At 69.2% G+C, this 22241-nt stretch carries 21 protein-coding genes and 2 riboswitches; of the genes, 10 read left to right on the forward strand and 11 right to left on the reverse strand.

What is annotated here, in order from left to right; all coding sequences use genetic code 11:
* Window positions 1-105 precede the first annotated feature (105 nt).
* The 4 genes from BLW81_RS28105 to BLW81_RS28120 all read left to right on the forward strand — a co-directional run bounded on the left by BLW81_RS28105 (window position 106) and on the right by BLW81_RS28120 (window position 4418).
* On the forward strand, window positions 106-630 hold the full coding sequence (locus tag BLW81_RS28105) for an Lrp/AsnC family transcriptional regulator (protein ID WP_083410050.1): 525 nt from the start codon (window positions 106-108) through the stop codon (window positions 628-630).
* Window positions 627-2003, forward strand: coding sequence for an aspartate aminotransferase family protein (locus BLW81_RS28110; RefSeq protein ID WP_083410051.1), 1377 nt, complete (start codon window positions 627-629; stop codon window positions 2001-2003). Before BLW81_RS28105 ends, BLW81_RS28110 begins: the two co-directional genes overlap by 4 nt.
* Window positions 2004-2041: 38 nt before the next feature.
* Window positions 2042-3043 carry an SMP-30/gluconolactonase/LRE family protein gene (locus tag BLW81_RS28115; protein WP_083410052.1) on the forward strand — a complete coding sequence of 334 codons (1002 nt, stop codon included), beginning with the start codon at window positions 2042-2044 and terminating at the stop codon, window positions 3041-3043.
* Window positions 3044-3197: 154 nt separating this feature from the next.
* Window positions 3198-4418 carry a D-alanyl-D-alanine carboxypeptidase family protein gene (locus BLW81_RS28120; RefSeq protein ID WP_083410053.1) on the forward strand — a complete coding sequence of 407 codons (1221 nt, stop codon included), beginning with the start codon at window positions 3198-3200 and terminating at the stop codon, window positions 4416-4418.
* Here the strand turns inward: BLW81_RS28120 and BLW81_RS28125 are convergent.
* Window positions 4410-5372, reverse strand: coding sequence for an NAD(P)H-dependent flavin oxidoreductase (locus BLW81_RS28125; RefSeq protein ID WP_083410054.1), 963 nt, complete (start codon window positions 5370-5372; stop codon window positions 4410-4412). The two genes, BLW81_RS28120 and BLW81_RS28125, sit on opposite strands and share 9 nt — an antisense overlap.
* Window positions 5373-5407: 35 nt before the next feature.
* Window positions 5408-5476: riboswitch (guanidine-III (ykkC-III) riboswitch) on the forward strand.
* An 11-nt stretch (window positions 5477-5487) separates the two neighbouring features.
* On the opposite strand from BLW81_RS28125, the gene BLW81_RS28130 reads away from it, so the two are divergent.
* On the forward strand, window positions 5488-5802 hold the full coding sequence (locus tag BLW81_RS28130) for a DMT family transporter (protein ID WP_083410055.1): 315 nt from the start codon (window positions 5488-5490) through the stop codon (window positions 5800-5802).
* Here BLW81_RS28130 and yhjD read toward each other — a convergent pair.
* The 3 genes from yhjD to BLW81_RS28145 are packed head-to-tail and all read right to left on the reverse strand — an operon-like array spanning window position 5799 to window position 8701.
* Window positions 5799-6830 (reverse strand): inner membrane protein YhjD, encoded by a 1032-nt coding sequence (yhjD, locus tag BLW81_RS28135; protein ID WP_083410056.1) that lies wholly within the window; start codon window positions 6828-6830, stop codon window positions 5799-5801. The genes BLW81_RS28130 and yhjD overlap by 4 nt on opposite strands.
* Before the next feature lie 17 nt (window positions 6831-6847).
* Window positions 6848-7876: a tryptophan--tRNA ligase gene (trpS, locus tag BLW81_RS28140; protein ID WP_083410057.1), complete on the reverse strand. Its 1029-nt coding sequence runs from the start codon at window positions 7874-7876 to the stop codon at window positions 6848-6850.
* 15 nt (window positions 7877-7891) lie between these two features.
* Entirely contained in the window at window positions 7892-8701 is an 810-nt protein-coding gene (locus BLW81_RS28145; RefSeq protein ID WP_235632118.1) for an exodeoxyribonuclease III, read from the reverse strand.
* Between the two features lie 61 nt (window positions 8702-8762).
* On the opposite strand from BLW81_RS28145, the gene BLW81_RS28150 reads away from it, so the two are divergent.
* On the forward strand, window positions 8763-9599 hold the full coding sequence (locus BLW81_RS28150) for an epoxide hydrolase EphH (protein WP_083410059.1): 837 nt from the start codon (window positions 8763-8765) through the stop codon (window positions 9597-9599).
* Here BLW81_RS28150 and BLW81_RS28155 read toward each other — a convergent pair.
* Entirely contained in the window at window positions 9596-11851 is a 2256-nt protein-coding gene (locus tag BLW81_RS28155) for an NADP-dependent isocitrate dehydrogenase (RefSeq protein ID WP_083410060.1), read from the reverse strand. The two genes, BLW81_RS28150 and BLW81_RS28155, sit on opposite strands and share 4 nt — an antisense overlap.
* A gap of 193 nt (window positions 11852-12044) precedes the next feature.
* Window positions 12045-12167: riboswitch (SAM riboswitch) on the forward strand.
* Between the two features lie 44 nt (window positions 12168-12211).
* Here BLW81_RS28155 and BLW81_RS28160 point away from each other — a divergent pair.
* From BLW81_RS28160 to BLW81_RS28170, 3 genes are read left to right on the forward strand one after another with little or no spacing between them, the layout of a single operon-like run.
* Complete coding sequence (locus BLW81_RS28160) at window positions 12212-13558, forward strand: bifunctional o-acetylhomoserine/o-acetylserine sulfhydrylase (RefSeq protein ID WP_083410061.1); 1347 nt, start codon at window positions 12212-12214, stop codon at window positions 13556-13558.
* Window positions 13558-14691: a homoserine O-acetyltransferase MetX gene (gene metX / locus BLW81_RS28165; protein WP_083410062.1), complete on the forward strand. Its 1134-nt coding sequence runs from the start codon at window positions 13558-13560 to the stop codon at window positions 14689-14691. The genes BLW81_RS28160 and metX overlap by 1 nt, the downstream gene beginning before the upstream one ends.
* Before the next feature lie 7 nt (window positions 14692-14698).
* Window positions 14699-15430: a class I SAM-dependent methyltransferase gene (locus BLW81_RS28170; RefSeq protein ID WP_083410063.1), complete on the forward strand. Its 732-nt coding sequence runs from the start codon at window positions 14699-14701 to the stop codon at window positions 15428-15430.
* 40 nt (window positions 15431-15470) lie between these two features.
* On the opposite strand, the gene BLW81_RS28175 is transcribed toward BLW81_RS28170, so the two are convergent.
* From BLW81_RS28175 to BLW81_RS28195, 5 genes are all read right to left on the reverse strand, one after another.
* Window positions 15471-17006: an MFS transporter gene (locus tag BLW81_RS28175; RefSeq protein ID WP_083410064.1), complete on the reverse strand. Its 1536-nt coding sequence runs from the start codon at window positions 17004-17006 to the stop codon at window positions 15471-15473.
* A gap of 110 nt (window positions 17007-17116) precedes the next feature.
* Window positions 17117-18634, reverse strand: coding sequence for an FAD-dependent monooxygenase (locus tag BLW81_RS28180; protein WP_083410065.1), 1518 nt, complete (start codon window positions 18632-18634; stop codon window positions 17117-17119).
* Window positions 18631-19248: a TetR/AcrR family transcriptional regulator gene (locus tag BLW81_RS28185; RefSeq protein ID WP_083410066.1), complete on the reverse strand. Its 618-nt coding sequence runs from the start codon at window positions 19246-19248 to the stop codon at window positions 18631-18633. Before BLW81_RS28185 ends, BLW81_RS28180 begins: the two co-directional genes overlap by 4 nt.
* 149 nt (window positions 19249-19397) lie before the next feature.
* A complete protein-coding gene (locus BLW81_RS28190; RefSeq protein ID WP_083410067.1) occupies window positions 19398-19691 on the reverse strand; it encodes a DUF3017 domain-containing protein in 294 nt (97 codons plus the stop codon).
* On the reverse strand, window positions 19688-20545 hold the full coding sequence (locus BLW81_RS28195) for a bifunctional methylenetetrahydrofolate dehydrogenase/methenyltetrahydrofolate cyclohydrolase (RefSeq protein WP_197680346.1): 858 nt from the start codon (window positions 20543-20545) through the stop codon (window positions 19688-19690). Before BLW81_RS28195 ends, BLW81_RS28190 begins: the two co-directional genes overlap by 4 nt.
* A gap of 27 nt (window positions 20546-20572) precedes the next feature.
* On the opposite strand from BLW81_RS28195, the gene BLW81_RS28200 reads away from it, so the two are divergent.
* Complete coding sequence (locus BLW81_RS28200; RefSeq protein WP_083410068.1) at window positions 20573-21790, forward strand: NADH:flavin oxidoreductase; 1218 nt, start codon at window positions 20573-20575, stop codon at window positions 21788-21790.
* On the opposite strand, the gene BLW81_RS28205 is transcribed toward BLW81_RS28200, so the two are convergent.
* Window positions 21763-22179 carry a hypothetical protein gene (locus BLW81_RS28205; RefSeq protein ID WP_083410069.1) on the reverse strand — a complete coding sequence of 139 codons (417 nt, stop codon included), beginning with the start codon at window positions 22177-22179 and terminating at the stop codon, window positions 21763-21765. The two genes, BLW81_RS28200 and BLW81_RS28205, sit on opposite strands and share 28 nt — an antisense overlap.
* Window positions 22180-22241 lie beyond the last annotated feature (62 nt).

The following is a 22241-nucleotide window of genomic DNA, read 5'->3' on the forward strand; positions in this document are numbered from 1 at the left end:
CTCGGCGTCCTACAGCTACGCAATCCCGCTGCCGAAGGGCCTTCAAACGAGGGATTTCATGGCGATGGTTGCCTGTTACGACGGATTCCGTGCACAATCATCGGCATGCCACCTACCCCGGGTGCTGCGCACAGCATCGGGTCCCTGTCATTCCGCGTCAACCAGTCCCGACCTGGCGCGGCGTTTCAGCTGGACGACCTGAGCAAGCAGATCATCGAGAAGCTGCAGCAGGACGGCCGCCGCTCCTATGCCGGCATCGGCAAGGCCGTCGGCCTGTCCGAGGCCGCTGTCCGCCAGCGCGTGCAGCGCATGGTCGACGCCGGCGTCATGCAGATCGTCGCGGTCACCGATCCGATGCAACTGGGCTTCGCCCGCCAGGCCATGATCGGCATCCGCTGCACCGGTGACACCACCAAGGTCGCCGAGAAGCTGGCCGAGCTCGAGTCGGTGGACTACGTCGTGCTCACCGCCGGTTCGTTCGACGCCATCGTCGAGGTCGTGTGCGAGGACGACGACAGCCTGCTCGACCTGCTCAACACCCAGATCCGCGCCCTGCCGGGAGTGATATCCACCGAAACTCTTGTTTATTTGAAACTTGTTAAACAGCAATACAATTGGGGCACCAGATGACTATCACCGAAAGTCTCACGAGCGATCTCGAAGCCAAGGCCAACCGCCACCTGTGGGGCCATTTCGCCCGGCACGGCGCGGGCATCACGCCGCCGATCATCACCCGCGGCGAGGGCGTCACGATCTGGGACAGCAAGGGCAAGAGCTACATCGACGGGCTGTCGGGCCTGTTCGTCGTGCAGGTGGGCCACGGCAGGCAGGAACTCGCCGAGGCGGCGGCCAAGCAGGCCGAGCAGTTGGCGTTCTTCCCGCTGTGGTCCTACGCCACGCCGACCGCGATCGAACTCGCCGAGCGGGTCGCGAACTACGCGCCGGGCGATCTGAACCGCGTGTTCTTCACCACCGGCGGCGGCGAGGCCGTCGAGTCGGCGTGGAAGCTGGCCAAGAACTACTTCAAGCTGACCGGCAAACCCGGTAAGCACAAGGTGGTTTCGCGCGCGATCGCCTATCACGGCACGCCGCAGGGCGCGTTGGCGATCACCGGCCTTCCGGTGTTCAAGGCGCCGTTCGAACCGTTGACCCCCGGCGGCTTCCGCGCGCCGAACACCAACTTCTACCGCGCACCCGAGCCCTACGCGCACGACGAGAAGGCATTCGGCGAATACTGCGCCAACCGCATCGCCGAGGCCATCGAGTTCGAGGGTCCCGACACGGTCGCGGCGGTGTTCTTGGAGCCGGTGCAGAACGCCGGCGGCTGCTTCCCCCCTCCCCCAGGCTATTTCGAGCGGGTTCGGGAGATCTGCGACGAGTACGACGTGCTGCTGGTGTCCGACGAGGTGATCTGCGCCTACGGGCGGATCGGCTCGATGTTCGCCTGCGACGACTTCGGCTACGTTCCCGACATCATCACCTGCGCAAAGGGTTTGACGTCCGGCTACTCGCCGATCGGCGCGATGGTGGCCAGCGACCGGCTGTTCGAGCCGTTCGACGACGGCAAGACCACGTTCGCGCACGGCTACACGTTCGGCGGGCATCCGGTGTCGTCGGCGGTGGCGCTGGCCAACCTCGACATCTTCGAGCGTGAGGGGCTCAACGACCACGTCAAGGAGAACGCGCCGAAGTTCCGCGCGACCCTCGAACAGCTCTACGATCTGCCGATCGTCGGCGACGTCCGCGGCGAGGGCTACTTCTACGGCATCGAGCTGGTCAAGGACAAGGCCACCAAGGAGACGTTCAACGACGAGGAGTCCGAGCGGCTGCTGCGCGGCTTCCTCACCCCGGCGTTGTTCGAGGCGGGGCTGTACTGCCGCGCCGACGACCGCGGTGACCCGGTCGTGCAGCTGGCTCCCCCGCTGATCAGCGGCGAGAAGGAGTTCGACGCGATCTACCAGATCCTGCGCGGCGTCCTCGAGGAAGCAGGCCGCCTGCTCTGAGTCGGGCGCTGCTTTGAATCCGGCGTAGCGTCGGCGCCATGAGTGCGACCGATTCGAAGAAGCCGCCGATCGACCCCGTCCGCTGGCAGCCGCCGCCGGTCGACCCGCTGCCCGACCTGCCGTCGGCCGAGTTGACCATCGTGCCGTTGCCCGGCGACGCGCCCGAGGACGTCGTCGTCGACGGCGCCGGGCACCTGTGGACGGGCCTGGTCGACGGCCGCATCCTGCGCGTCTCCCCGGAGGGCGACGCGCGCGTCGTCGCCACCGTCGAGGGCAGGCCGCTCGGCATGCACGTCGCCCACGACGGCCGAATCCTGGTGTGCGCCAGTCCCGGTGGGCTGTTCGCACTGGACCCGGACAGTGGCGCGCTGGAGACGCTCGTCGCCGAGGTGGACGACCGGCGGCTGATGTTCTGCTCGAACGTCACCCAATCAGCCGACGGCACAATCTATTTCACCGAATCGACGAGCGCGTTCAGCTACGCGCACTTCAAGGGCGCGGCGTTCGAGGCCCGCCCGCGTGGCAGCCTGTTCCGGCGCGACGCCGACGGCAGCGTGCTCACCGTGGTGGCCGGCCTGTATTTCGCCAATGGCGTCACCCCGACCGCGGACGGATCGGCGCTGGTGTTCGCCGAGACGCTGGGCCGCCGGCTGTCCAAGTACTGGCTCACCGGTGAGCGCGCCGGCTCGGTGACGCGGCTGGCCGAGCATCTGCCCTGCATGCCCGACAACTTGTCGACCGGCGCCGACGGGCGGATCTGGTGCGCGATGGTCTCGGGGCCGAGCGCCGCCGCCGAATGGCTCGCGCCGCGGTCGCCGGCGCTGCGCAAGCTGCTGTGGAAGCTGCCCGACCGGTTTCAGCCCCAGCTCGCGCCCGAGGTGTGGGCGGTGGCGTTCGACCCGGACAGCGGCGAGGTCGTCGCAGGCATCCGCACCGAGCATCCGCAGTTCGGTTTGGTGACGGGTCTGGTCGAGTCCGGCGGCCGGCTCTGGATGGGCACCATCGGCTTTCCCGCGCTCGCCCACTGCCCGATCCCCTGACGCCGAGCGCACGGTTTCGTACGCAAAGCCCGAGTAGCGCCGCAAAAAAGCGTGCGCTCGGCGCAACCCGGAAGTCACAAGCGAAACTCAAGTCACACCAGTAACAGCGCGCCTCCGCGGGATCGCGTCGCCGACGGCCTAATCTGCGCTCACGATGGCGAAGATCCGAAAGTCGTCCCAGCGCGTCGCCGCGCTGGTGGCAGCCCTGTTCGTGGTGGCCGGGCCCGCGGTGGCAAGCGCGCAGCCGCCCGCGGCGCCGGAGGCCACCGCCTGCCCGTACCGCGAGGTGACGCCGCCCGCCGTCGACGCCTCCGAGGAACCCAAGCCCGGGGAGGCGCCGCCGGCGCCGCTGCCGGTGCCCGCCAAGCCGATGGGCGGCGACGCGCTCAGCGGGTGCGGCGTGATCACCGCGCCCGGCACACCGCCGGTGCCTGGCGACGTGTCGGCCGAGGCGTGGGTGGTCGCCGACCTGGACAGCGGTGACGTCATCGCGGCGAAGGACCCGCACGGTAGGCACCGCCCGGCCAGCATCGTCAAGGTGCTGGTGGCGATGCAGGCGATCAAGGAGTTGCCGATCCACAAGGTCGTTCCCGGGACCGCCGAGGACTCCGCCCAGGAGGGCACGAAGGTCGGGGTCGGCGAGAACGGTCACTACTCGATCAACGACCTGCTACACGGGCTGCTGATGTACTCGGGCAACGACGCCGCGTTCGCGCTGGCTCGTCAGCTCGGCGGCTGGGACGCCACGCTGACCAAGCTCAACGATCTGGCCCGCAAGCTCGGCGGCCTCGACACCCGGGTCGCGACGCCCTCGGGTCTGGACGGGCCGGGCATGAGCACGTCGGCCTACGACATGGCGCTGTTCTACCGCTACGCCTGGCAGAACCCGATCTTCACCGATATCGTGGCCACCAGGTCGTTCGACTTCCCGGGCCGCGGGGACGTCGGCTACCCGATCGAGAACGACAACAAGCTGCTGCTGAACTATCCGGGCGCGATGGGCGGCAAGACCGGTTACACCGACGACGCCGGCCAGACGTTCGTCGGCGCCGCCGAACGCGACGGCCGCCGGCTGGTGGCGGTGCTGCTCAAGGGCACCCGTCAGCCGATCGCGCCGTGGGAGCAGGCGGCGCATCTGCTCGACTACGGGTTCGCGACGCCGCCCGGCACCAAGGTAGGCACGCTGATCGAGCCCGATCCGGGGCTGCTCGGCCAGAAGCCGACCGCCGACGGTGCGAACCCGGCGGTCAACGCCGCGCCGCTGCTGCCGGAGGTCGACGCGATGCCGGTGCGGGTGGGAGTCGCGGTCGTGGGCAGCGTGATCGTGTTCTTGCTCATCATGGGCGCCCGCTCGCTGAACCGGCGCTCAGCGTAAGTCCTCGGCCCACCGGCGCAGCAGCTGTTCGGCGCCCGCGCACAGCGCGTCGATCACGTCGGCCGCCGACCGGGGTTCGCGGAGCATGCCGACGCCCTGCCCGGCATTGACGGGTGCGACGCGGTAGTCGCCCGCCTCGACCGCGTCGGCGAGGGCCGCGCGCGCGTCCGCGCCGATCGCGTCCTCGCGGCCGTCGTAGCGGTCGACGAATTCGTTGCGCAACACCCGCTCGGGAAGCGTTGCGGGCCACGGGTATTGCAGCGCGACGTCGAACGCGCGGGTGGTCGTGGTCGCGTCACCGGGCGCGGCCAGCAGCTCGTACCGCGCCGCCGCCGACGTCAACGCCTCCGGGCATGCGGTGAACGCGGTGCCCAGCCACGCGCCCGCTGCTCCGGCGGCCAGCACCGCGGCCAGCCCGCGCGCCGACGCGATACCGCCCGCCGCCAACACCGGCACGTCCACGGAGTCGAGCACCTCGGCCAGCAGCGGCAGGGTCGCCATCCGGGGCCGGCCGTGGCCGCCGCCCTCGGCACCGCGCGCCACCACCACGTCCGCACCGGCGTCGGCCGCCCGCCGCGCTTCGGCCACGTCGGCGATCTGCGCGGCCACCGCCACTCCGGCGTCGTGCGCCCGGCGGACCCAGGACCAGTCGTCGCCGAAGCTGACCGACAGCAGCGCGGGCCCGGCCGACAGCGCGAGATCGAGCAGGTCGGGATGGTTCACCGCCACCCAGTGCACGAGACCGATGCCGAACGGCCGCTCGAGCCCGGCCACGTGCGGGAGCTCGGCGGCCAGCGCTGCGGCGGTGGCCGAGCTGCCCATGCCGATCATGCCGAGGCCGCCCGCGCGTGACACCGCCGCAGCCAGCCGCCCGCCGGCCGCACCACCCATGGGGGCGTTGACGATCGGCGCGGACAGCCCCATCTGCGACGACCACGACGTGTTCAACGGCACAGGGCGCGACGTTACGCCTTTGTTAACGTGGATGGTGATCGCCTGTGGTTCCGGCGATCCGGACGAGGCGCACCGTACCCGGCCAGCGACAAGACGGTTGCGATGGAGGCGTCTGATGGCTTGGCTGATTCTGATCATCTCGGGGGCGTTCGAGGCGGTCTGGGCGGTCGCGTTGAGCAAGTCCGAAGGCTTCACCCGCCCGGTCCCGATCGTGGTCTTCGTGGTGGCGGCGGTGATCTCGATGGCCGGGTTGGGCATCGCGCTGCGCGACCTGCCCGTCGGCACCGGCTACGCGGTGTGGGTAGGCATCGGTGCGGCGCTGACGGTGCTCTACTCGCTGGCGACCGGCGCGGAGACCGTGTCGCTGATCAAGGTCGTGCTGATGCTCGGCATCGTCGGCTGCGTCGTCGGCCTGCAAGTGAGCAGCTAGCGACGGCGCAGTCGTGAAAGACCCAGTGCGCCAACGGCACCGACGGTCGCGGCGGTCAACGCACCGGCCACGCCCAGACCTTCGCGGACCTCGACGCGCGGGGTGATCGTGGCCGCGTTCGGCGGCAGCACCGGCGCAGCTTCCATGTTCTCGATCGTCGTCGCGGCCCACGCGGTGGCGAACAGGATGAGGCGCGCGGTGATGTAGGCGAACACCATCAGGCCCAGCACCGGGCCGAACGTCGCCCCCGCGGGGCCGGTCACCACCGACCGCAGGTAGATCGACGCGACCTGTTTGAACACCTCGAACGCGACCGCCGCGAGCAGCCCGGCGCGGATCGCCGACCGGAAGCTGATCGACTCGCGGGGCAGGCGCGCAATGATCCAGGTGAACAGCACCCACGACACCGCGACCGACATCGCCAGCGAGATCATCCGCAGCACGATGCTCACACCCGGAACTTCGCCCAGCCCAACCCATTCGACGACGCTTCGGGCCAGCCCGGAACTGCTCAGCACGGTCAGCGCGATGGTCGCCGCGATCGCGAGGAGCAGGCCGACGATCGCGGTGAGGTCCGAGAGCTTGGTGCGCACGAACCCCGCCGTCTCGCGCCGCTGCAGACCCCACATCTGGCTGAGCGCCTCGCGCAGGTTGGCCATCCAGCCCAGCCCGGCCCATCCGGCGGTGAGCAGCCCGATGACGCCGACGGAAGTGCGTGACTCGATCGCCGAGTCCATCAGCTCGACGAGCTGGGTGGCGAAGTCGCCGGACACCGCCGCCCGGATCCGCTCCTGCAGTTCGGCGAGCAGGTCGGGCTGGCTGGCCAGCACGAAGCCGGCGACCGCGAAGCCGACCATCAGCAGCGGGAACAGCGCGAAGATCGTGAAGTAGGTGATGCCCGCGGCGTAGAAGTCGCCCTTGCTGTCGTTGTAGCGGCCCTGGGCGCGCATGACGTGGTCGAACCAGCCGTACCGCGCGCGCAGCCGGTCCACGAAACCCGGTTTGTCCGGCTCGGCCGGAGGTGTCATGCCTAGCCTCCCGAGGGTCAGCCGCGCGGCGGCAGGAATCCCATCCGGTCATATACCCGCTTCAACGTGCCGGCAGACACGTCGCGGGCGCGTTCGGCGCCGACCGCCAGCACCGACTCCAGTTCGGCCGTGTCGGCGAGCAGTTCGTCGACACGGGTCTTGATGGGGGTGACGAACTCGACGACGGCGTCGGCGGTGTCGGACTTCAGGTCGCCGTATCCGCGTCCGGCGTAGCCCTCGACGAGCTTGTCGATCGGCGTGCCGGTCACCGCCGACTGGATGGTCAGCAGGTTGGACACCCCGGGTTTGGCGTCGGGGTCGTAGCGCACTTCGCGCTCGCTGTCGGTGACCGCCGAACGGATCTTCTTGGCCGACACCTTCGGATCGTCGAGCAGGCTGATCAGTCCGGCCTCGGTGGCCGCCGACTTGCTCATCTTCGCCGTCGGGTCCTGCAGGTCGTAGATCTTGGCGGTGACCTTCGGGATCATCGGCTCCGGGACGACGAACGTGTCCGGGAACCGGGAGTTCACCCGCTGGGCGACGTCGCGGGCCAACTCGAGGTGCTGGCGCTGGTCCTCGCCGACCGGCACCACGTCGGTGTCGTAGAGCAGCACGTCGGCGGCCATCAGCACCGGATAGGTGAACAACCCGACCGTGGTGGCCTCGCTGCCCTCCTTCTGCGACTTGTCCTTGAACTGGGTCATCCGCGAGGCCTGGCCGAAACCGGTGAAACAGCCCAGCACCCAAGCGAGTTCGGTGTGCTCGGGGACGTGGCTCTGGACGAAGATGGTCGCCCGGCCGGGGTCGATGCCCAGCGCCAGGTACTGCGCGGCGGTGGCCAGCGTGCGACGCCGCAGTTGTTGGGGGTCCTGCGGGATCGTGATCGCGTGCAGGTCGACCACGCAGAAGAACGTCTCGTAGTCGTCCTGCAGGCCCACCCACTGGCTGATCGCGCCCAGCGCGTTGCCGAGGTGCAGGGAATCGGAAGTGGGCTGGACGCCGGAGAACACGGTCCTTCCGTGCGCGGCCGCGCGGTCATCACTCATGATGGATCGATCATTTCACGACCCGTATTCGACGGTGACCGGTGCATGGTCGGACCAGCGCAGCGCGTAGGCCGCCGCCCGCTCGACCCGCGCGCTGACCGCGCGCCCCGCCAGGCCGGCCGTCGCGAGCTGGTAGTCGATGCGCCAGCCGGCGTCGTTGTCGAAGGCACGGCCGCGCCATGACCACCACGCGTACGGGCCGGGCACGTCGGGATGCAGCGTCCGCACCACGTCGACCCAGCCGGAGGCGAGAAGCTCGGTCAGCCACTGCCTTTCGCTGGGCAGGAACCCCGATTTCTTGACGTTGCCCTTCCAGTTCTTGATGTCGTTCTCGGTGTGCGCGATGTTCCAGTCGCCGCACACCACGGCGTCGCGGCCGCCGGCGGCCAGCGCGGCCATCCGCTCGGCCAGCGCCGCCATGAACCGCTCCTTCTCCAGCTGGAACGGGGTGTCCGCCTCGCCGGTCGGCACGTACACGCTGGCCACCGTCACCCCGGCGGTGTCGACCTCGAGATAGCGGCCGTGCGAGCCGAATTCGGCGGAGTCCAGCAGCCGGGTCGCCTCGATCGGGTGCCGCGACAGCACGGCGACGCCGCTGCGCCCCTTGACGTGCGGCTCGGCCGACGCGAGCAGCCAGCCGTTTGCGGCCGCCGGCGCCAGCGCCTTGGCCACCTGTTCGTCGTCGGCCCGCGTCTCCTGCAGGCAGACCACGTCGGCGGTGGTCTCGGCCAGCCACGGCAGCAGCCCGAGATTCTCGGCGGATCGCTGCCGCACGGCCGCGCGGATGCCGTTGACGTTGATGGTGCTGACGACGAGCGGGCTCACAGCGGCAGACCTTAGCCGACCTACTTGCGGTACCGGCGGTATCACCTTACTGTCGGGCAGCATGACCGAGCGTGCCCCGATTCACGTCGGCTCCGGGGAGCCAATGTTGTTGCTACATCCGTTCATGATGTCGCAGAACGTGTGGAAACAGGTCGCACCGCTGATTGCTGACAAGGGTCGATACGAGGTGTTCGCGCCGACCATGCTCGGCCACAACGGCGACGGGCGCGGCCCGTTCTTCCTGGACACCAACTCGTTGGCCGACGACGTCGAGCGCCGGATGGACGCGCTGGGCTGGGACACCGCCCACATCGTCGGCAACTCCCTCGGCGGCTGGGTCGCGTTCGAACTCGAGCGGCGCGGCCGGGCCCGCACCCTGACCGGCATCGCACCCGCGGGCGGCTGGCGGCACTTCACGCCCGCCAAGTTCGAGATCGTCGGCAAGTTCCTCGCCGGGCTGCCGCTCTACATCGTGGTCAAACTGCTCGGCAACCGGGTGCTGAAACTGCCCGTCACGCCCTACCTGACCTATCCCGCCGTCAGCGCCACCCGGGCGGGTCTGAGCGACGAGGACGTCGCCGACATCATCGACGACGTCGCGCACTGCCCGGCCTACTACCAGCTGCTGGTCAAATCGCTGACCATGCCCGGACTGCTCGAGATCGCCGACGGCAAGGCACCGACGCACCTGGTGATCTGCGAGAAAGACCGCGTGCTGCCGCATCCGCGGTTCACCCGGCACTTCACCTCGCAGCTGCCCTCCGACACGAAGGTCACCCACCTCGACGGCGTCGGGCACATCCCGATGTACGAAGCGCCGCAACGGGTCGCCGACCTGATCGTCGAGTTCGTCGACGGCTACGCCGCACCGCCGCCACGCGAGGCGCTCGGCGGTTAGCCCTGCGTCACCGGCGCTTCGGTCGCGCCCTCGAGCACCGAGTTCAGCGTCTTGCTCGGCCGCATCACCGCGGTGGTCTTCTCCGCGTCCGGGTAGTAGTAGCCGCCGATGTCGACCGAGTCGCCCTGCACCTCGGCGAGCTCGTTGACGATGGAGTCCTCGTTGTCGCCCAGCGCCTTGGCCAGCGACGCGAAGTGGTCGGCGAGCTCCTTGTCCTCACCCTGCTCGGCGAGTTCCTGGGCCCAGTACAGCGCGAGGTAGAACTGGCTGCCGCGGTTGTCGAGCTCACCGGTCTTGCGCGACGGACTCTTGTTGTTGTCCAACAGCTTTCCGATCGCGGAGTCCAGCGTCTTGCCCAGCAGCACGGCGCGCTCGTTGCCGGTCTTGCGGCCGATGTCCTCGAAACACGCGCCCAGAGCCAGGAATTCACCCAGCGAGTCCCAGCGCAGGTGGTTCTCCTCGACCAGCTGGTGCACATGCTTGGGCGCCGAGCCGCCGGCCCCGGTCTCGTACATGCCGCCGCCGGCCATCAGCGGGACGATGGACAGCATCTTCGCGCTGGTGCCCAGCTCCAGGATCGGGAACAGGTCGGTCAGGTAGTCGCGCAGGATGTTTCCGGTGGCGGCGATGGTGTCCTGGCCGCGGATCAGCCGCTCGAGCGTGTACCGCATCGCCCACACCTGCGGCATGACCTGAATGTGCAGGCCCTCGGTGTCGTGGTCGGCCAGATAGGCCTTGACCTTGTTGCGCAGCTCCACCTCGTGCGGGCGCTCGGTGTCCAGCCAGAACAGCACGGTCATGCCCGAGGCGCGGCCGCGGTCGACGGCCAGCTTCACCCAGTCGCGGATCGCGGCGTCCTTGACGATCGGCATCCGCCAGATGTCGCCCTCTTCGACGTTCTGCGTGAGCAGCACCTCGCCGGTCTCGTTGTCGACGATGTCGGCGACGCCGTCCTCGGGGATCTCGAAAGTCTTGTCGTGACTGCCGTATTCCTCGGCTTTCTGCGCCATCAACCCGACGTTGGGGACGGTGCCCATCGTCGTCGGGTCGAACTGGCCGTGGGTCTTGCAGAAGTTGATCATCTCCTGGTAGATCCGCGAGAACGTCGACTCCGGGTTGACCGCCTTGGTGTCCTTGGTCCGTCCGTCGGCGCCGTACATCTTGCCGCCGAGGCGGATCATCGCGGGCATCGACGCGTCGACGATCACATCGGACGGCGAATGGAAATTCGTGATGCCCCTTGCCGAATCGACCATCGCCAGTTCCGGCCGGTGCTCGTGCACGGCGTGGATGTCCTGGACGATCTCCTCGCGCTGCGAGGCGGGCAGCGACTGGATCTTGTCGTACAGATCGGACATGCCGTTGTTGACGTTGACGCCGAGCTCGTCGAGCACCTGCTGGTGCTTCTCGAACGCCTCCCGGTAGAACACCTTGACGGCGTGGCCGAACACGATCGGGTGGCTGACCTTCATCATGGTCGCCTTGACGTGCAGCGAGAACATCACGCCGGTCTTGTAGGCGTCCTCGATCTGCTCTTCGTAGAAGGCGATCAGCGCCTTCTTGCTCATGAACATGCTGTCGATGATGTCGCCCTCATCGAGCTTGACTTCGGGCTTGAGGACGAGGGTTTCACCGCTCTTGGTCTTGAGCTCCATGCGCACGTTGCGCGCCTTGTCCAGCGTCATCGACTTCTCGCCGTGGTAGAAGTCGCCGCCCTTCATGGTCGCGACGTGGGTGCGCGACGCCTGCGACCAGTCGCCCATGCTGTGCGGGTGCTTGCGGGCGTACTCCTTGACCGCCTTGGGTGCACGACGGTCCGAGTTGCCCTCGCGCAGAACGGGATTGACGGCGCTGCCGAGCACCTTGCCGTACCGCTCCTTGATGGCCTTCTCGTCGTCGTTCTTCGGCTCACCGGGATAGTCGGGCAGGTCGTAGCCCTTGGCCCGCAGCTCCTTGATCGCCGCCAGCAGCTGCGGCACCGACGCGCTGATGTTGGGCAGCTTGATGATGTTGGTGTCGGGCTCCTGGGTCAGCTGACCGAGACGGGCCAGGTTGTCCGGGACACGCTGCTCTTCGGTCAGCCGGTCGGAGAACTCGGCGAGGATGCGCGCGGCCACCGAGATGTCGCTGGTTTCGACGTTGATGCCGGCCGGTTCGGTGAACGTGCGGATGATCGGCAGGAACGCGTACGTCGCCAGCAGCGGCGCCTCGTCGGTGAGCGTGTAGATGATGGTCGGCTGCTCGGCGGTCATGCGGTGTTCTCCCGGCTCGTTGTCGGTCAGGTTCAGGCGTCTCAGTCGCCTACCAGTATTGCTCCGCACCCGACGCTACGTGTGAGCCAGGGGGTCCGCCCGGGTCCGGTGTGATCTGGCTACTGACCAGTAGCTTTCGCGCCGGCAAGCACACGCTGGCCCACGGTCAGGAAGGTGCGCTAGGCTTCTGGTCGGTCATGAGCGCCAGCGACAAGCCCCGGCTTGCTGGCCGGCAACCCTCCAACCGCGGTGGGGTGCCCCGGGTGATGACCAGGTTGAGCGGCCGCTAGCGAGCGGTCGCCGGCAAGCGCGGGTCCGTTGTGACGGACCCCCCGAGAGCCAGATGGAGGTCCGTTCCGCATGAGCACGCCAGAAGACCCGACTGCCAATTGGGCGTTCGCGACCAAGCAGGTCCACGCCGGGCAAACCCCCGACCCCGCCACCAACGCGCGGGCGCTGCCGATCTACCAGACGACGTCGTACACGTTCAACAACACCGACCACGCCGCAGCGCTGTTCGGGCTCGCCGAGCCGGGCAACATCTACACCCGGATCATGAACCCGACGCAGGACGTCGTCGAGAAGCGCATCGCCGCGCTCGAGGGCGGCGTCGCGGCGCTGTTCCTGGCTTCGGGTCAGGCCGCCGAGCACTTCGCGATCCTCAACCTCGCGAACGTCGGCGACCACATCGTGTCCAGCCCGCGGCTCTACGGCGGCACCTACAACCTGTTCCACTACACGCTGCCCAAGATCGGCATCGAGGTCAGCTTCGTGGAGGACCCCGATGACCTCGACTCCTGGCGCGCGGCGGTGAAGCCGAACACCAAGGCGTTCTTCGCCGAGACGATCTCCAACCCGAAGATCGACGTCCTCGACATCCCCAACGTCGCGGCCGTCGCCCATGACAACGGTGTGCCGCTGATCGTCGACAACACCATCGCCACGCCGTACCTGATCCAGCCGCTGGCCCACGGCGCCGACATCGTCGTGCATTCGGCCACCAAGTACCTCGGCGGCCACGGCGCGGCGATCGCCGGTGTGATCGTCGACGGCGGCACGTTCGACTGGACCAACGGCAAATTCCCCGGGTTCACCGAACCCGACCCGAGTTACCACGGGGTGGTGTTCGCCGAACTCGGCCCGCCCGCCTACGCGCTCAAGGCGCGCGTGCAGCTGCTGCGCGACCTGGGCTCGGCGGCCTCGCCGTTCAACGCGTTCCTGATCGCCCAGGGTCTGGAGACGCTGTGCCTGCGCGTCGAGCGGCACGTCGCCAACGCGCAGAAGGTGGCCGAATACCTGGAAGGCCACGACGACGTGCTGTCGGTGAACTACGCGGGCCTGCCGTCGTCGCCGTGGTACGAACTCGGAAAGAAGCTGGCCCCCAAGGGCACCGGCGCGGTGCTGGCGTTCGAACTGGCCGGCGGCGTCGACGCGGGCAAGGCGTTCGTCAACGCGCTGACGCTGCACAGCCATGTCGCCAACATCGGTGACGTGCGCTCGCTGGTGATCCATCCGGCGTCGACCACGCACGCGCAGCTCTCCCCCGAGGAGCAGCTGGCCACCGGCGTCACCCCCGGTCTGGTGCGGCTGGCCGTCGGCATCGAGGGCATCGACGACATCCTGGCGGACCTCGAGCAGGGCTTCGCCGCGGCCAAACCGTTCAGCGCCGCGAGCGCGACGGACCCGAACACTGCGGCGGCGTTCTGATGACGCTTTCTGACCTGGAAGTCGAGGTGCCCCTCCTGAACCTGCCCGCGGAAGGCGAGATCGGCGTGGTCGACATCGGCCCGCTGACGCTGGAGAACGGTGCGGTCATCGACGACGTGTCGATCGCCGTGCAGCGCTGGGGCGAGCTGTCCCCGGAGCGCGACAACGTCGTGGTCGTGCTGCATGCCCTGACCGGCGACTCGCACATCACCGGTCCGGCCGGCCCCGATCATCCGACCGCCGGCTGGTGGGACGGGGTCGCGGGGCCCGGCGGCCCGATCGACACCGACCGCTGGTGCGCGGTGGCGACCAACGTGCTGGGTGGCTGCCGCGGCTCGACCGGGCCGAGTTCGCCGCACCCCGACGGCAATGCGTGGGGTTCGCGGTTCCCGGTCATCTCGATCCGCGACCAGGTCGCCGCCGACATCGCCGCGCTCGAGGCGCTCGGCATCACCGAGGTCGCCGCGGTGGTGGGCGGCTCGATGGGCGGCGCGCGGGCGCTGGAGTGGATGGTCGGGTATCCGGAGCGGGTGCGCTCGGCGCTGGTGCTGGCCGTCGGTGCGCGCGCCACCGCTGACCAGATCGGCACCCAGAGTTCGCAGATCGCCGCGATCAAGGCCGACCCGAACTGGTGCGGCGGCGACTATTACGGCACCGGCCGCTCCCCCGACCTCGGCATGGAGATCGCCCGCCGGTTCGCGCATCTGACGTACCGCGGCGAAACCGAACTCGACACCCGGTTCGCCAACGACGCGCAGCCGGGTGAGGATCCGGGGCGCGGCGGCCGCTATGCGGTGCAGAGCTACCTCGAATACCAGGGCCGCAAGCTCGTCTCGCGGTTCGACGCGGGAACCTATGTCACGCTGAGCGATTCGCTGTCCAGCCACGACGTGGGCCGTGGCCGAGGCGGCGTGGAGGCCGCGCTGCGCGGCTGCCCCGTGCCCGCGGTGGTCGGCGGCATCACCTCCGACCGGCTGTATCCGCTGCGGCTGCAGCAGGAACTGGCCGATCTGCTGCCCGGCTGCGACGGGCTAGACATCGTCGACTCCATCTACGGACACGACGGGTTCCTGGTCGAGACGGACGCGGTGTACAAGCTGATCCGCCAGACGCTGGAGCTGGCTTCGAAATGAGCCCGCGGTGAGCCGGCCGGAGCAGGACCGCTCGCTGTCCTTCGGCGCGGAAGCCGCCGCCTACGAACGCGGCAGGCCGTCGTACCCGCCCGAGGCCATCGACTGGCTGCTGCCGCCCGACGCGCGCACGGTGCTCGACCTGGGAGCGGGCACGGGCAAGCTGACCACCCGGCTCGTCGAACGCGGTCTGGACGTGGTCGCCGTCGACCCGATTCCGGAAATGCTTGAGCTGCTGAGCAATTCGCTGCCCGACACGCCCGCGCTGCTCGGCACCGCCGAGGAGATCCCGCTGCCCGACGACAGCGTCGACGCGGTGCTGGTGGCCCAGGCGTGGCACTGGTTCGACCCGGAGCGCGCGGCCAAGGAGGTGACCCGCGTGCTGCGGCCCGGCGGCCGGCTCGGGCTGGTGTGGAACACCCGCGACGAGCGGATGGGCTGGGTCAAGGACCTGGGCCGCATCATCGGTCACGAGGACGACCCGTTCAACCACAAGGTGACCCTGCCCGAGCCGTTCACCGGCGTCGAGCGCCGCCAGGTCGAGTGGACGAGTTATCTGACCCCGCAGGCGCTCATCGATCTGGTGGCGTCGCGCAGCTACTGCATCACCTCACCGGAGAAGGTCCGCACCCGCACGCTGGACCGCGTCCGCGAACTACTGAACACGCACCCGGCGCTGGCGAATTCGAGTGGGCTGGCGCTGCCGTACGTGACGGTGTGCATCCGCGCGACGATGACCTGACGCCCCAACGTCGAGTTGCGCTCGAGAATCTGCCCATATCTCACTCATAACTTGACGTTCGGCGAGCCGAGCTGATCGCGGCCACCGCGAGCGCCGCAGTGGCCGACAGCACCGCCAGTACCGTCGTCGACGAGTGCAGCGCGGTCAGGAAGGCTTGCTGTGACGCCTCTGCGACCGGCCGGCCGCCCGGTCCCAGTGACTGCGCGATGCGCACGGCCTTGCCGAACCCGTCGGCGACCTCGTCGGCGAGCGGCCGGGGCAGCCCCGCCAGCCGCGTGCTCACCTCGGCGGCGTAGCGGTCGGCGAGCACCGAACCGGCGACGGCCATCCCGACCGCGGCGCCCAGTTCGCGGGTGGTGTCGTTAATCGCCGACGCCACACCCTGCTGGTCGTCGCGCAGCGCCAGCATGATCGTCGACGTCGCCGGCGCGGTGGCCAGTCCGATGCCCGCACCGATGATCACCGACGACAGCAGCAGGTTCGGGTACGACGAATCCGGTTGCAGCAACAGCATGCTGGCGAAGCCGGCCGCGATCACCGCCAGCCCCGCGACCAGCGGACGCACCGGTCCCCAGCGCGGCACGATCCGGTGCGAGAGCACCGACAGCGCGACCACCGGCACCGCGAACGGAGCGAACGCGCCGGCGGCCGTCAGCGCCGAATAGCCGAGCACCAGCTGCGCGTACTGCATACCGAGGTAGAAGAACCCGAACGTCGCCGCGAACAGGGCGGTGATCGTCACCGCGCTCGCCGCGAGCAGCCGGTCGGTGAACAACCGCGGATCCAGCAGCGGTGCGGTCATCCGCCGTTCGGTCAGCACGAACAGCGCGGCGGCCAGCGCGCCGCAGCCCAGGCAGCCGAGGGTCCGCCAGTCCGTCCAGCCGCGGGTGGGGGCCTCGAGAAGCCCGAACACCACCAGCGCGACCGCGAGGGCGATCAGCAGCGACCCGAACCAGTCGATGCCCCCGGTGGCGTGCTCGCGCTCGGCGTCGGGCGAAAGCGTCAGCGCCGCAAGGAGAACGACGACACCGGCGCCCGCGAGCGCCCAGCAGATGGCCTGCCACTCGCCGTTGGCGAGCACCAGTCCGGACCCGAGCAGCCCCAACACCCCCGCGCAGCCGGCGACCGCCGCCCAGATGCCGATGACCTTCGCGCGCTCCTCGGCCGGGTAGGCCCGCGACAGCAGCGACAGGCCGGCGGGCATGACGAACGCGGCGCCGGCACCGGCCACCAACCGGGCGGCGATCACCTGTGTCGGGGCGTCGAACAGCACCGGCGCGGCCGACGCGATCGAGAACACCGCGAGCCCGCCGATCAGCGCGGCGCGCCGGCCGTAGCGATCGCCGATGGCGCCGGCCAGGAGCAACAGGCAGGCCAGCGCCAGCGTGTAGCCGTCGACGATCCAGTTCAGCTGCGTCTGGGTCGCCGAGGTCACGGCCGCGACATCGCCGAGTGCGGTGTTGAACGCGACCATCGAGCCGACCACCACCGCGACGCTGAGGCAGCCGACGACCAGAGTCAGCATCCGCGACGACGGCGGCCCGTCGACTTTCGGCATCGGCGATACCTGCGTCATCCCGCACTCCTTAGCTTCGGGCGACCGCGCGCCGCCGACTTCGCATGGCGTCAGGGATTCGACGCAGAAGCGATGCGGGATGGGTGCCCGCGGCGGGTTATCCGAAACCCCTACCCGGCGCCGAACCAGCGCGCGAGGGCGACCCGCAGCGCGTCAGCCGCAGTGTCGTCGACCCGGTCCGCCGCCCAGGCCACGTACCCGTCGGGGCGGATCAACAGCGCCGCGGCGGGCGGCGGCGTCATGGTCGTGACCGCGGCGTCGACCCGGTCGGCCCACGCCGCAGCGGCCGCCGCCGCGGCGCCGCCGGACAGGTCGAGCAGCACCGCGCGCCCCCGGTGCAGGAGTTCGGCGACACGCCGACCGTCGTCGAGCACCAACTCCGGCACCATCCGCCCCGACAGCGGGTGTCCGTCGCCGACGTCGTAGCGCACGTCGGAGCCCGCCAGCAGGTGCGCCAGATGTTCGACGACCACGCGGTGCTCGGCGAGCTCGCCGAACAGCGTGCGCAACGCGTCCACGTCGGGTCCGGGTGCCGCGAGCGCGAGCTGAGCCTGCGAGTGCATCATCACGCGCTTGCCGACCGGGTAGCGCTCGGACTCGTAAGTGTCGAGCAGGTCGTCGGAGTGCCGGCCGTTGACGACGGCGGCCAGTTTCCAGCCGAGGTTCACCGCGTCCTGCAGTCCGAGATTCAAGCCGGGCCCGCCCATCGGCGAGTGCACATGGGCCGCATCGCCGAGCAGCAGGACACGTCCGACCCGGTAGCGCTCGGCCTGGCGGGAGTTGATGTTCTCGAGCCGCCGAAGTGCATGTGGGCCCGCGGCTTTCGGGGTCTGCAGCGGTACGTCGACGCCGATGATCCGACGGACACTGGCCCACAGTTCGTCGAGGGTCATCGCGTCGTCGGCATCATCGACTGTCTGGCCGTACTCGGTGGTGCCCAGCAGCGGCCGTTCGGGCTCCAGCGGGAAGACGATGATGCTGCCGCGCTCGAATCGGTTGTAGCCGAACTTGAGACGGCCGAATTCGGGAATGTCGTATCCCTGACCGGGAACGAGCCATTCGTCGGGCAGCCCGACGTGCGCGATCCGGCTCACGATCGGCGATGTGTGGCCGAGAAAATCGACGCCGAGGCGCTTGCGGACCATGCTGCGACCGCCGTCGGCACCGACCAGATAGCCGGCGCGCAGGCCGTAGGTCTGCCCCTCTGCGGCCACTGTCACCGACACCGAGTCGGCGTGTGCCTCCAGATCGATCAGCTCGTGCCCCCAGCGGATGTCGACGCCCAGGCCGCGCGCGTGCTTCTCCAGCAGCCGCACCAGCAGCGGTTGCGTGATCAGCAGGGCGTGCATCGGGTTGTCGTCCAGCTCGAGGAAGCTCAGCGCCATCCCCGCGAACGGCCACCCGTACACCGGCCGCGGCGGACCCTCCTCGCCACCGAGCACGTGGTACAACCCGCGCATGTCGAGGTGCCGGATCACCTGGCCGACAAGGCCGTTGGCCTTCGGTTCGTCGCTCGGTCCGGGCAGCCGGTCGAGGACGACCGGGCGCACACCGGCGAGCGCGAGTTCACACGCCAGCAGCAGACCGTTCGGACCCGCCCCGCTGATCACCACACTCTCGCGGCTCATGAGGCGCTCGGATCCGGCAGTCCGGCGGCCACTTCGGCGAAGCCGGCGCGAATCAGCGTGGTGATCGGAACCGGTGGATCGGCCCGCACATACGTTTCGGTCGCCGCGTCTCCGACGGCCCGGACGACGGCGGCGACCAGGCGGGGATACATGTCCACCTCCGGGTCGGTGCCGGTGCGCTCGGCGACCACGACCATCCACTCGTCGAACAGTTCTTTGGAGACCACGTCGCGAATTTCCGGTCGCATCAGCAGTTTTCGGATCTCCGCGAACTCCTCCCGGCTGGGTATCCGGTTCTCCGCGGCGTCCGAGTCGGCGAAGTCCTCCTCGAGCGGCGCCAGCACCGACTCGGTGATCGACGTCCACAGCGGCTCGTCGGCGGGCCGCTGGCGCAGCACCGCGATGCTGCGGCGCAGGCGTTCACTCTGCCGGTAGGCCAGCGCCTCGTACTTGCCGGTGAAGTAGTTGTTGAAGGTGCGCAACGAGACGCCGGCCAGCTCGGCGATCGCTTCGCGGGTCACCGAGTCCACGCCCCGCTCCAGGACCAGCTTGAGCGCGGCATCGCTCAGTGCGCGTTTGGTGTCGAGCTTCTTGCGTTCCCGCAGTCCGGTCATGCGGCCAGGCTAACCCGAAACTTGCACAGCGGGCAAGATTGCCCGTTGAGCAAATTTACCGTCGGCGCCGAAACTGAGGTTGTGCAGGCTCCTACTCGCACTTTTTCTGCAGATCCTCAGTTTCGGCGAGCGCGCGGCGAGCGCGCGGGTCAGCTGGTGCCCAGCGGGTCGATCGTCCAGGCGATGTAGAGCATCGCCGCGCTCACCACCGCCGTCGTGACGACGTCGATCATCCGGCTGCGCACCGCCAGCAGCCCCGCGCGCTCGTCGCTAAGCATCAACCGCAACCCCGCCGCGACGCCGACGCCGATCGCCATCACCAGCGCACCGCGCCGCCAGTACCCGGTGACCACGAGACCGAAGGCGGCAGCCAGGATCAGGCCGACCAGCCAGAACGGCCACTGCCCCGCGAAAACCTTGCGCGCGAACTCCTTTGGGGTCACGTTGCGGCGAGTGCCTCCGCCCGCTCGACGACGTTGGTCAGCAGGAAGGCCCGGGTGAGCGGGCCGACGCCGCCGGGGTTGGGCGACACGTGGCCGGCCACCTCCCACACGTCGGGGTGCACGTCGCCGACGAGCTTGCCGTTGTCGTCGCGGCTGACCCCGACGTCGACGACGGCCGCGCCCGGCCGCACCATCTCCGCGGTCACCATGTGCGGGACGCCGGCCGCGGCGATGATGATGTCGGCCTCCCGTGCGATCTCGGACAGATGCCGAGTCGCGGTGTGGCACAACGTGACTGTGGCGTTCTCCGAGCGACGGGTGAGCAGCAGGCCCAGCGGCCGCCCGACCGTCACACCGCGGCCGATGACGACCACGTGCGCGCCGGCGATCTCCACCTCGTAGCGGCGCAACAGGTGCACGATGCCGCGCGGCGTGCACGGCAGCGGCGCGGGCTCGTTGAGCACCAGCCGGCCCAGGTTCGTCGGGTGCAGGCCGTCGGCGTCCTTACCGGGATCCACCCGCTCCAGGGCGGCGTTCTCGTTGAGGTGCTTGGGCAGCGGCAGCTGCACGATGTAACCGGTGCACTCGGGATTGGCGTTGAGCTCGTCGATCGTCGCGTCGAGTTCGGCCTGGCTGATGTCGGCGGGCAGGTCGCGGCGGATCGAGTTGATGCCGACCTTCGCGCAGTCGGCGTGCTTACCGCGCACATAGGCGTGCGAGCCCGGGTCGTCGCCGACGAGCACCGTGCCCAGTCCCGGTGTGCGGCCGGCCGCGGTCAGCGCCGCAACCCGCTCCTTGAGGTCGACGAAGATCTCGTCGCGCGTGGCCTTGCCGTCCAGTGTCATCGCACCCACGGGTGTCAGTCTGGCATGCTCCTCACTATGAACACTCAGCCCAATGTGTTCACCCCGGCCAAGCTCGGCCCGGTGACGCTGCGCAATCGAATCATCAAAGCGGCGACGTTCGAGGCGTCGACGCCGAACGCGCTCGTCACCGACGAGTTGATCAACTACCACCGGCTGCCCGCCGCCGGCGGAGTCGGCATGACGACGGTGGCGTACTGCGCGGTGGCCCCCGGCGGGCGCACCGACGGCTGGCAGATCTGGATGCGCCCGGAGGCGGTGCCGGGTCTCAAGAGGCTGACCGAGGCGATCCACGCCGAAGGCGCGGCGATCAGCGCGCAGATCGGCCACGCCGGCCCGGTCGCCAACGCCAGGACCAACAAGGCCAAGGCGCTGGCACCGATCCGCTTCTTCAACCCGCTGTCGATGCGGTTCGCCAGGAAGGCCACCCGCGAGGACATCCGCGAGGTCACCGAGGCGCACGCCAGCGCCGCGCGGCTGGCGATCGAATCCGGCTTCGACGCCGTCGAGATCCACCTCGGCCACAACTACCTCGCCAGTTCGTTCCTCAGCCCGCTGCTCAACCGCCGCACCGACGAGTTCGGCGGCTCGCTGGAGAACCGCGCCAAGGTCGCGCGCGGCGTGGTGCGCGCGGTCCGCCAGGCCGTCGAGAAGGAGGGCAACCCGATCGCGGTGACGGCCAAGCTCACCATGTCCGACGGTGTGCGCGGCGGGATCAGCATCGAGGAGTCGCTGCAGACGGCGAAGTGGCTCGAGGAGGACGGCGGGCTCGACGCCATCGAGTTGACCGCGGGCAGCTCACTGGTCAACCCGATGTACCTGTTCCACGGCGACGCACCGGTCAAGGAGTTCGCCAACGCGTTCAAGCCGCCGATCCGGTGGGGCATCCGGATGACCGGCAAGAAGTTCCTGCGCCAGTATCCGTACCGCGAGGCGTTCCTGCTACGCCATGCCAAGCAGTTCCGCGCCGAGCTGAAGATGCCGCTGATCCTGTTGGGCGGCATCACGAATCGCGAGACCATGGACCTGGCGATGGCCGAGGGTTTCGACTTCGTCGCGATGGGTCGCGCGCTGCTGGCCGAACCCGACCTGCTCAACCGCATCCAGGCCGACAGCTCGGTGCGCTCGATCTGCGACCACTGCAACAAGTGCATGCCCACCATCTACAGCCACACCCACTGCGTGCTGACGGGCGCACCGGATCACTATCAGCCGGTGGTGCGCGGCTCCACGTAGGCCACCATCGGCTCGGTCACGAGTACCCGATCCCCTTCGGCGACAACGAGTTCCTTCGCGGAGAAGGTGTAGGCGACACCGTCGTTCTCGGCGTTGAACACACCGGCGCCGGTTCGGTCGGCGGCCAGCGTGAGCAGCGCATCGTCGCGGAGCCGGACGCCGCGGTACTGATAGCCGTCGCCGGTCTTGCAGATCACCACCAGCGCGCTGGCGGTGCGGCCGAACGCCACCCCGGATGACGCGGTCTCGCAGCGGGCTTCGGTGCCGACGAATCCCCTGCCGTCGATGGCGACCGCTCCGCCTTGGGCATCGACCGTCGGCGCCAGCAGCGCGGCGACGACGCACAGTCCGGTCACTCCGATGAACAGCAGGGCCGCTCGGGACACCATGCTCAATGGTGACCACGAACTCGCGCGGATTCCGCGCGACTCGCCGGACGACCGGCAAACTT

The organism is Mycolicibacterium rutilum, assembly GCF_900108565.1.
Lineage (GTDB): Bacteria > Actinomycetota > Actinomycetes > Mycobacteriales > Mycobacteriaceae > Mycobacterium > Mycobacterium rutilum.

Bases quoted from the DNA above. Each gene is read 5' to 3' on its own strand.
- BLW81_RS28185 (WP_083410066.1), bottom strand. From the start codon at position 19,248: ATGACCGGACTGCGGGAACGCAAGAAGCTCGACACCAAACGCGCACTG.
- BLW81_RS28150 (WP_083410059.1), top strand. From the start codon at position 8,763: ATGACCGAGCGTGCCCCGATTCACGTCGGCTCCGGGGAGCCAATGTTG.
- BLW81_RS28130 (WP_083410055.1), top strand. From the start codon at position 5,488: ATGGCTTGGCTGATTCTGATCATCTCGGGGGCGTTCGAGGCGGTCTGG.
- BLW81_RS28115 (WP_083410052.1), top strand. From the start codon at position 2,042: ATGAGTGCGACCGATTCGAAGAAGCCGCCGATCGACCCCGTCCGCTGG.
- BLW81_RS28200 (WP_083410068.1), top strand. From the start codon at position 20,573: ATGAACACTCAGCCCAATGTGTTCACCCCGGCCAAGCTCGGCCCGGTG.
- BLW81_RS28110 (WP_083410051.1), top strand. From the start codon at position 627: ATGACTATCACCGAAAGTCTCACGAGCGATCTCGAAGCCAAGGCCAAC.
- BLW81_RS28155 (WP_083410060.1), bottom strand. From the start codon at position 11,851: ATGACCGCCGAGCAGCCGACCATCATCTACACGCTCACCGACGAGGCG.
- BLW81_RS28205 (WP_083410069.1), bottom strand. From the start codon at position 22,179: ATGGTGTCCCGAGCGGCCCTGCTGTTCATCGGAGTGACCGGACTGTGC.
- BLW81_RS28180 (WP_083410065.1), bottom strand. From the start codon at position 18,634: ATGAGCCGCGAGAGTGTGGTGATCAGCGGGGCGGGTCCGAACGGTCTG.
- BLW81_RS28175 (WP_083410064.1), bottom strand. From the start codon at position 17,006: ATGACGCAGGTATCGCCGATGCCGAAAGTCGACGGGCCGCCGTCGTCG.
- BLW81_RS28105 (WP_083410050.1), top strand. From the start codon at position 106: ATGCCACCTACCCCGGGTGCTGCGCACAGCATCGGGTCCCTGTCATTC.
- yhjD (WP_083410056.1), bottom strand. From the start codon at position 6,830: ATGACACCTCCGGCCGAGCCGGACAAACCGGGTTTCGTGGACCGGCTG.
- BLW81_RS28120 (WP_083410053.1), top strand. From the start codon at position 3,198: ATGGCGAAGATCCGAAAGTCGTCCCAGCGCGTCGCCGCGCTGGTGGCA.
- trpS (WP_083410057.1), bottom strand. From the start codon at position 7,876: ATGAGTGATGACCGCGCGGCCGCGCACGGAAGGACCGTGTTCTCCGGC.
- metX (WP_083410062.1), top strand. From the start codon at position 13,558: ATGACGCTTTCTGACCTGGAAGTCGAGGTGCCCCTCCTGAACCTGCCC.
- BLW81_RS28160 (WP_083410061.1), top strand. From the start codon at position 12,212: ATGAGCACGCCAGAAGACCCGACTGCCAATTGGGCGTTCGCGACCAAG.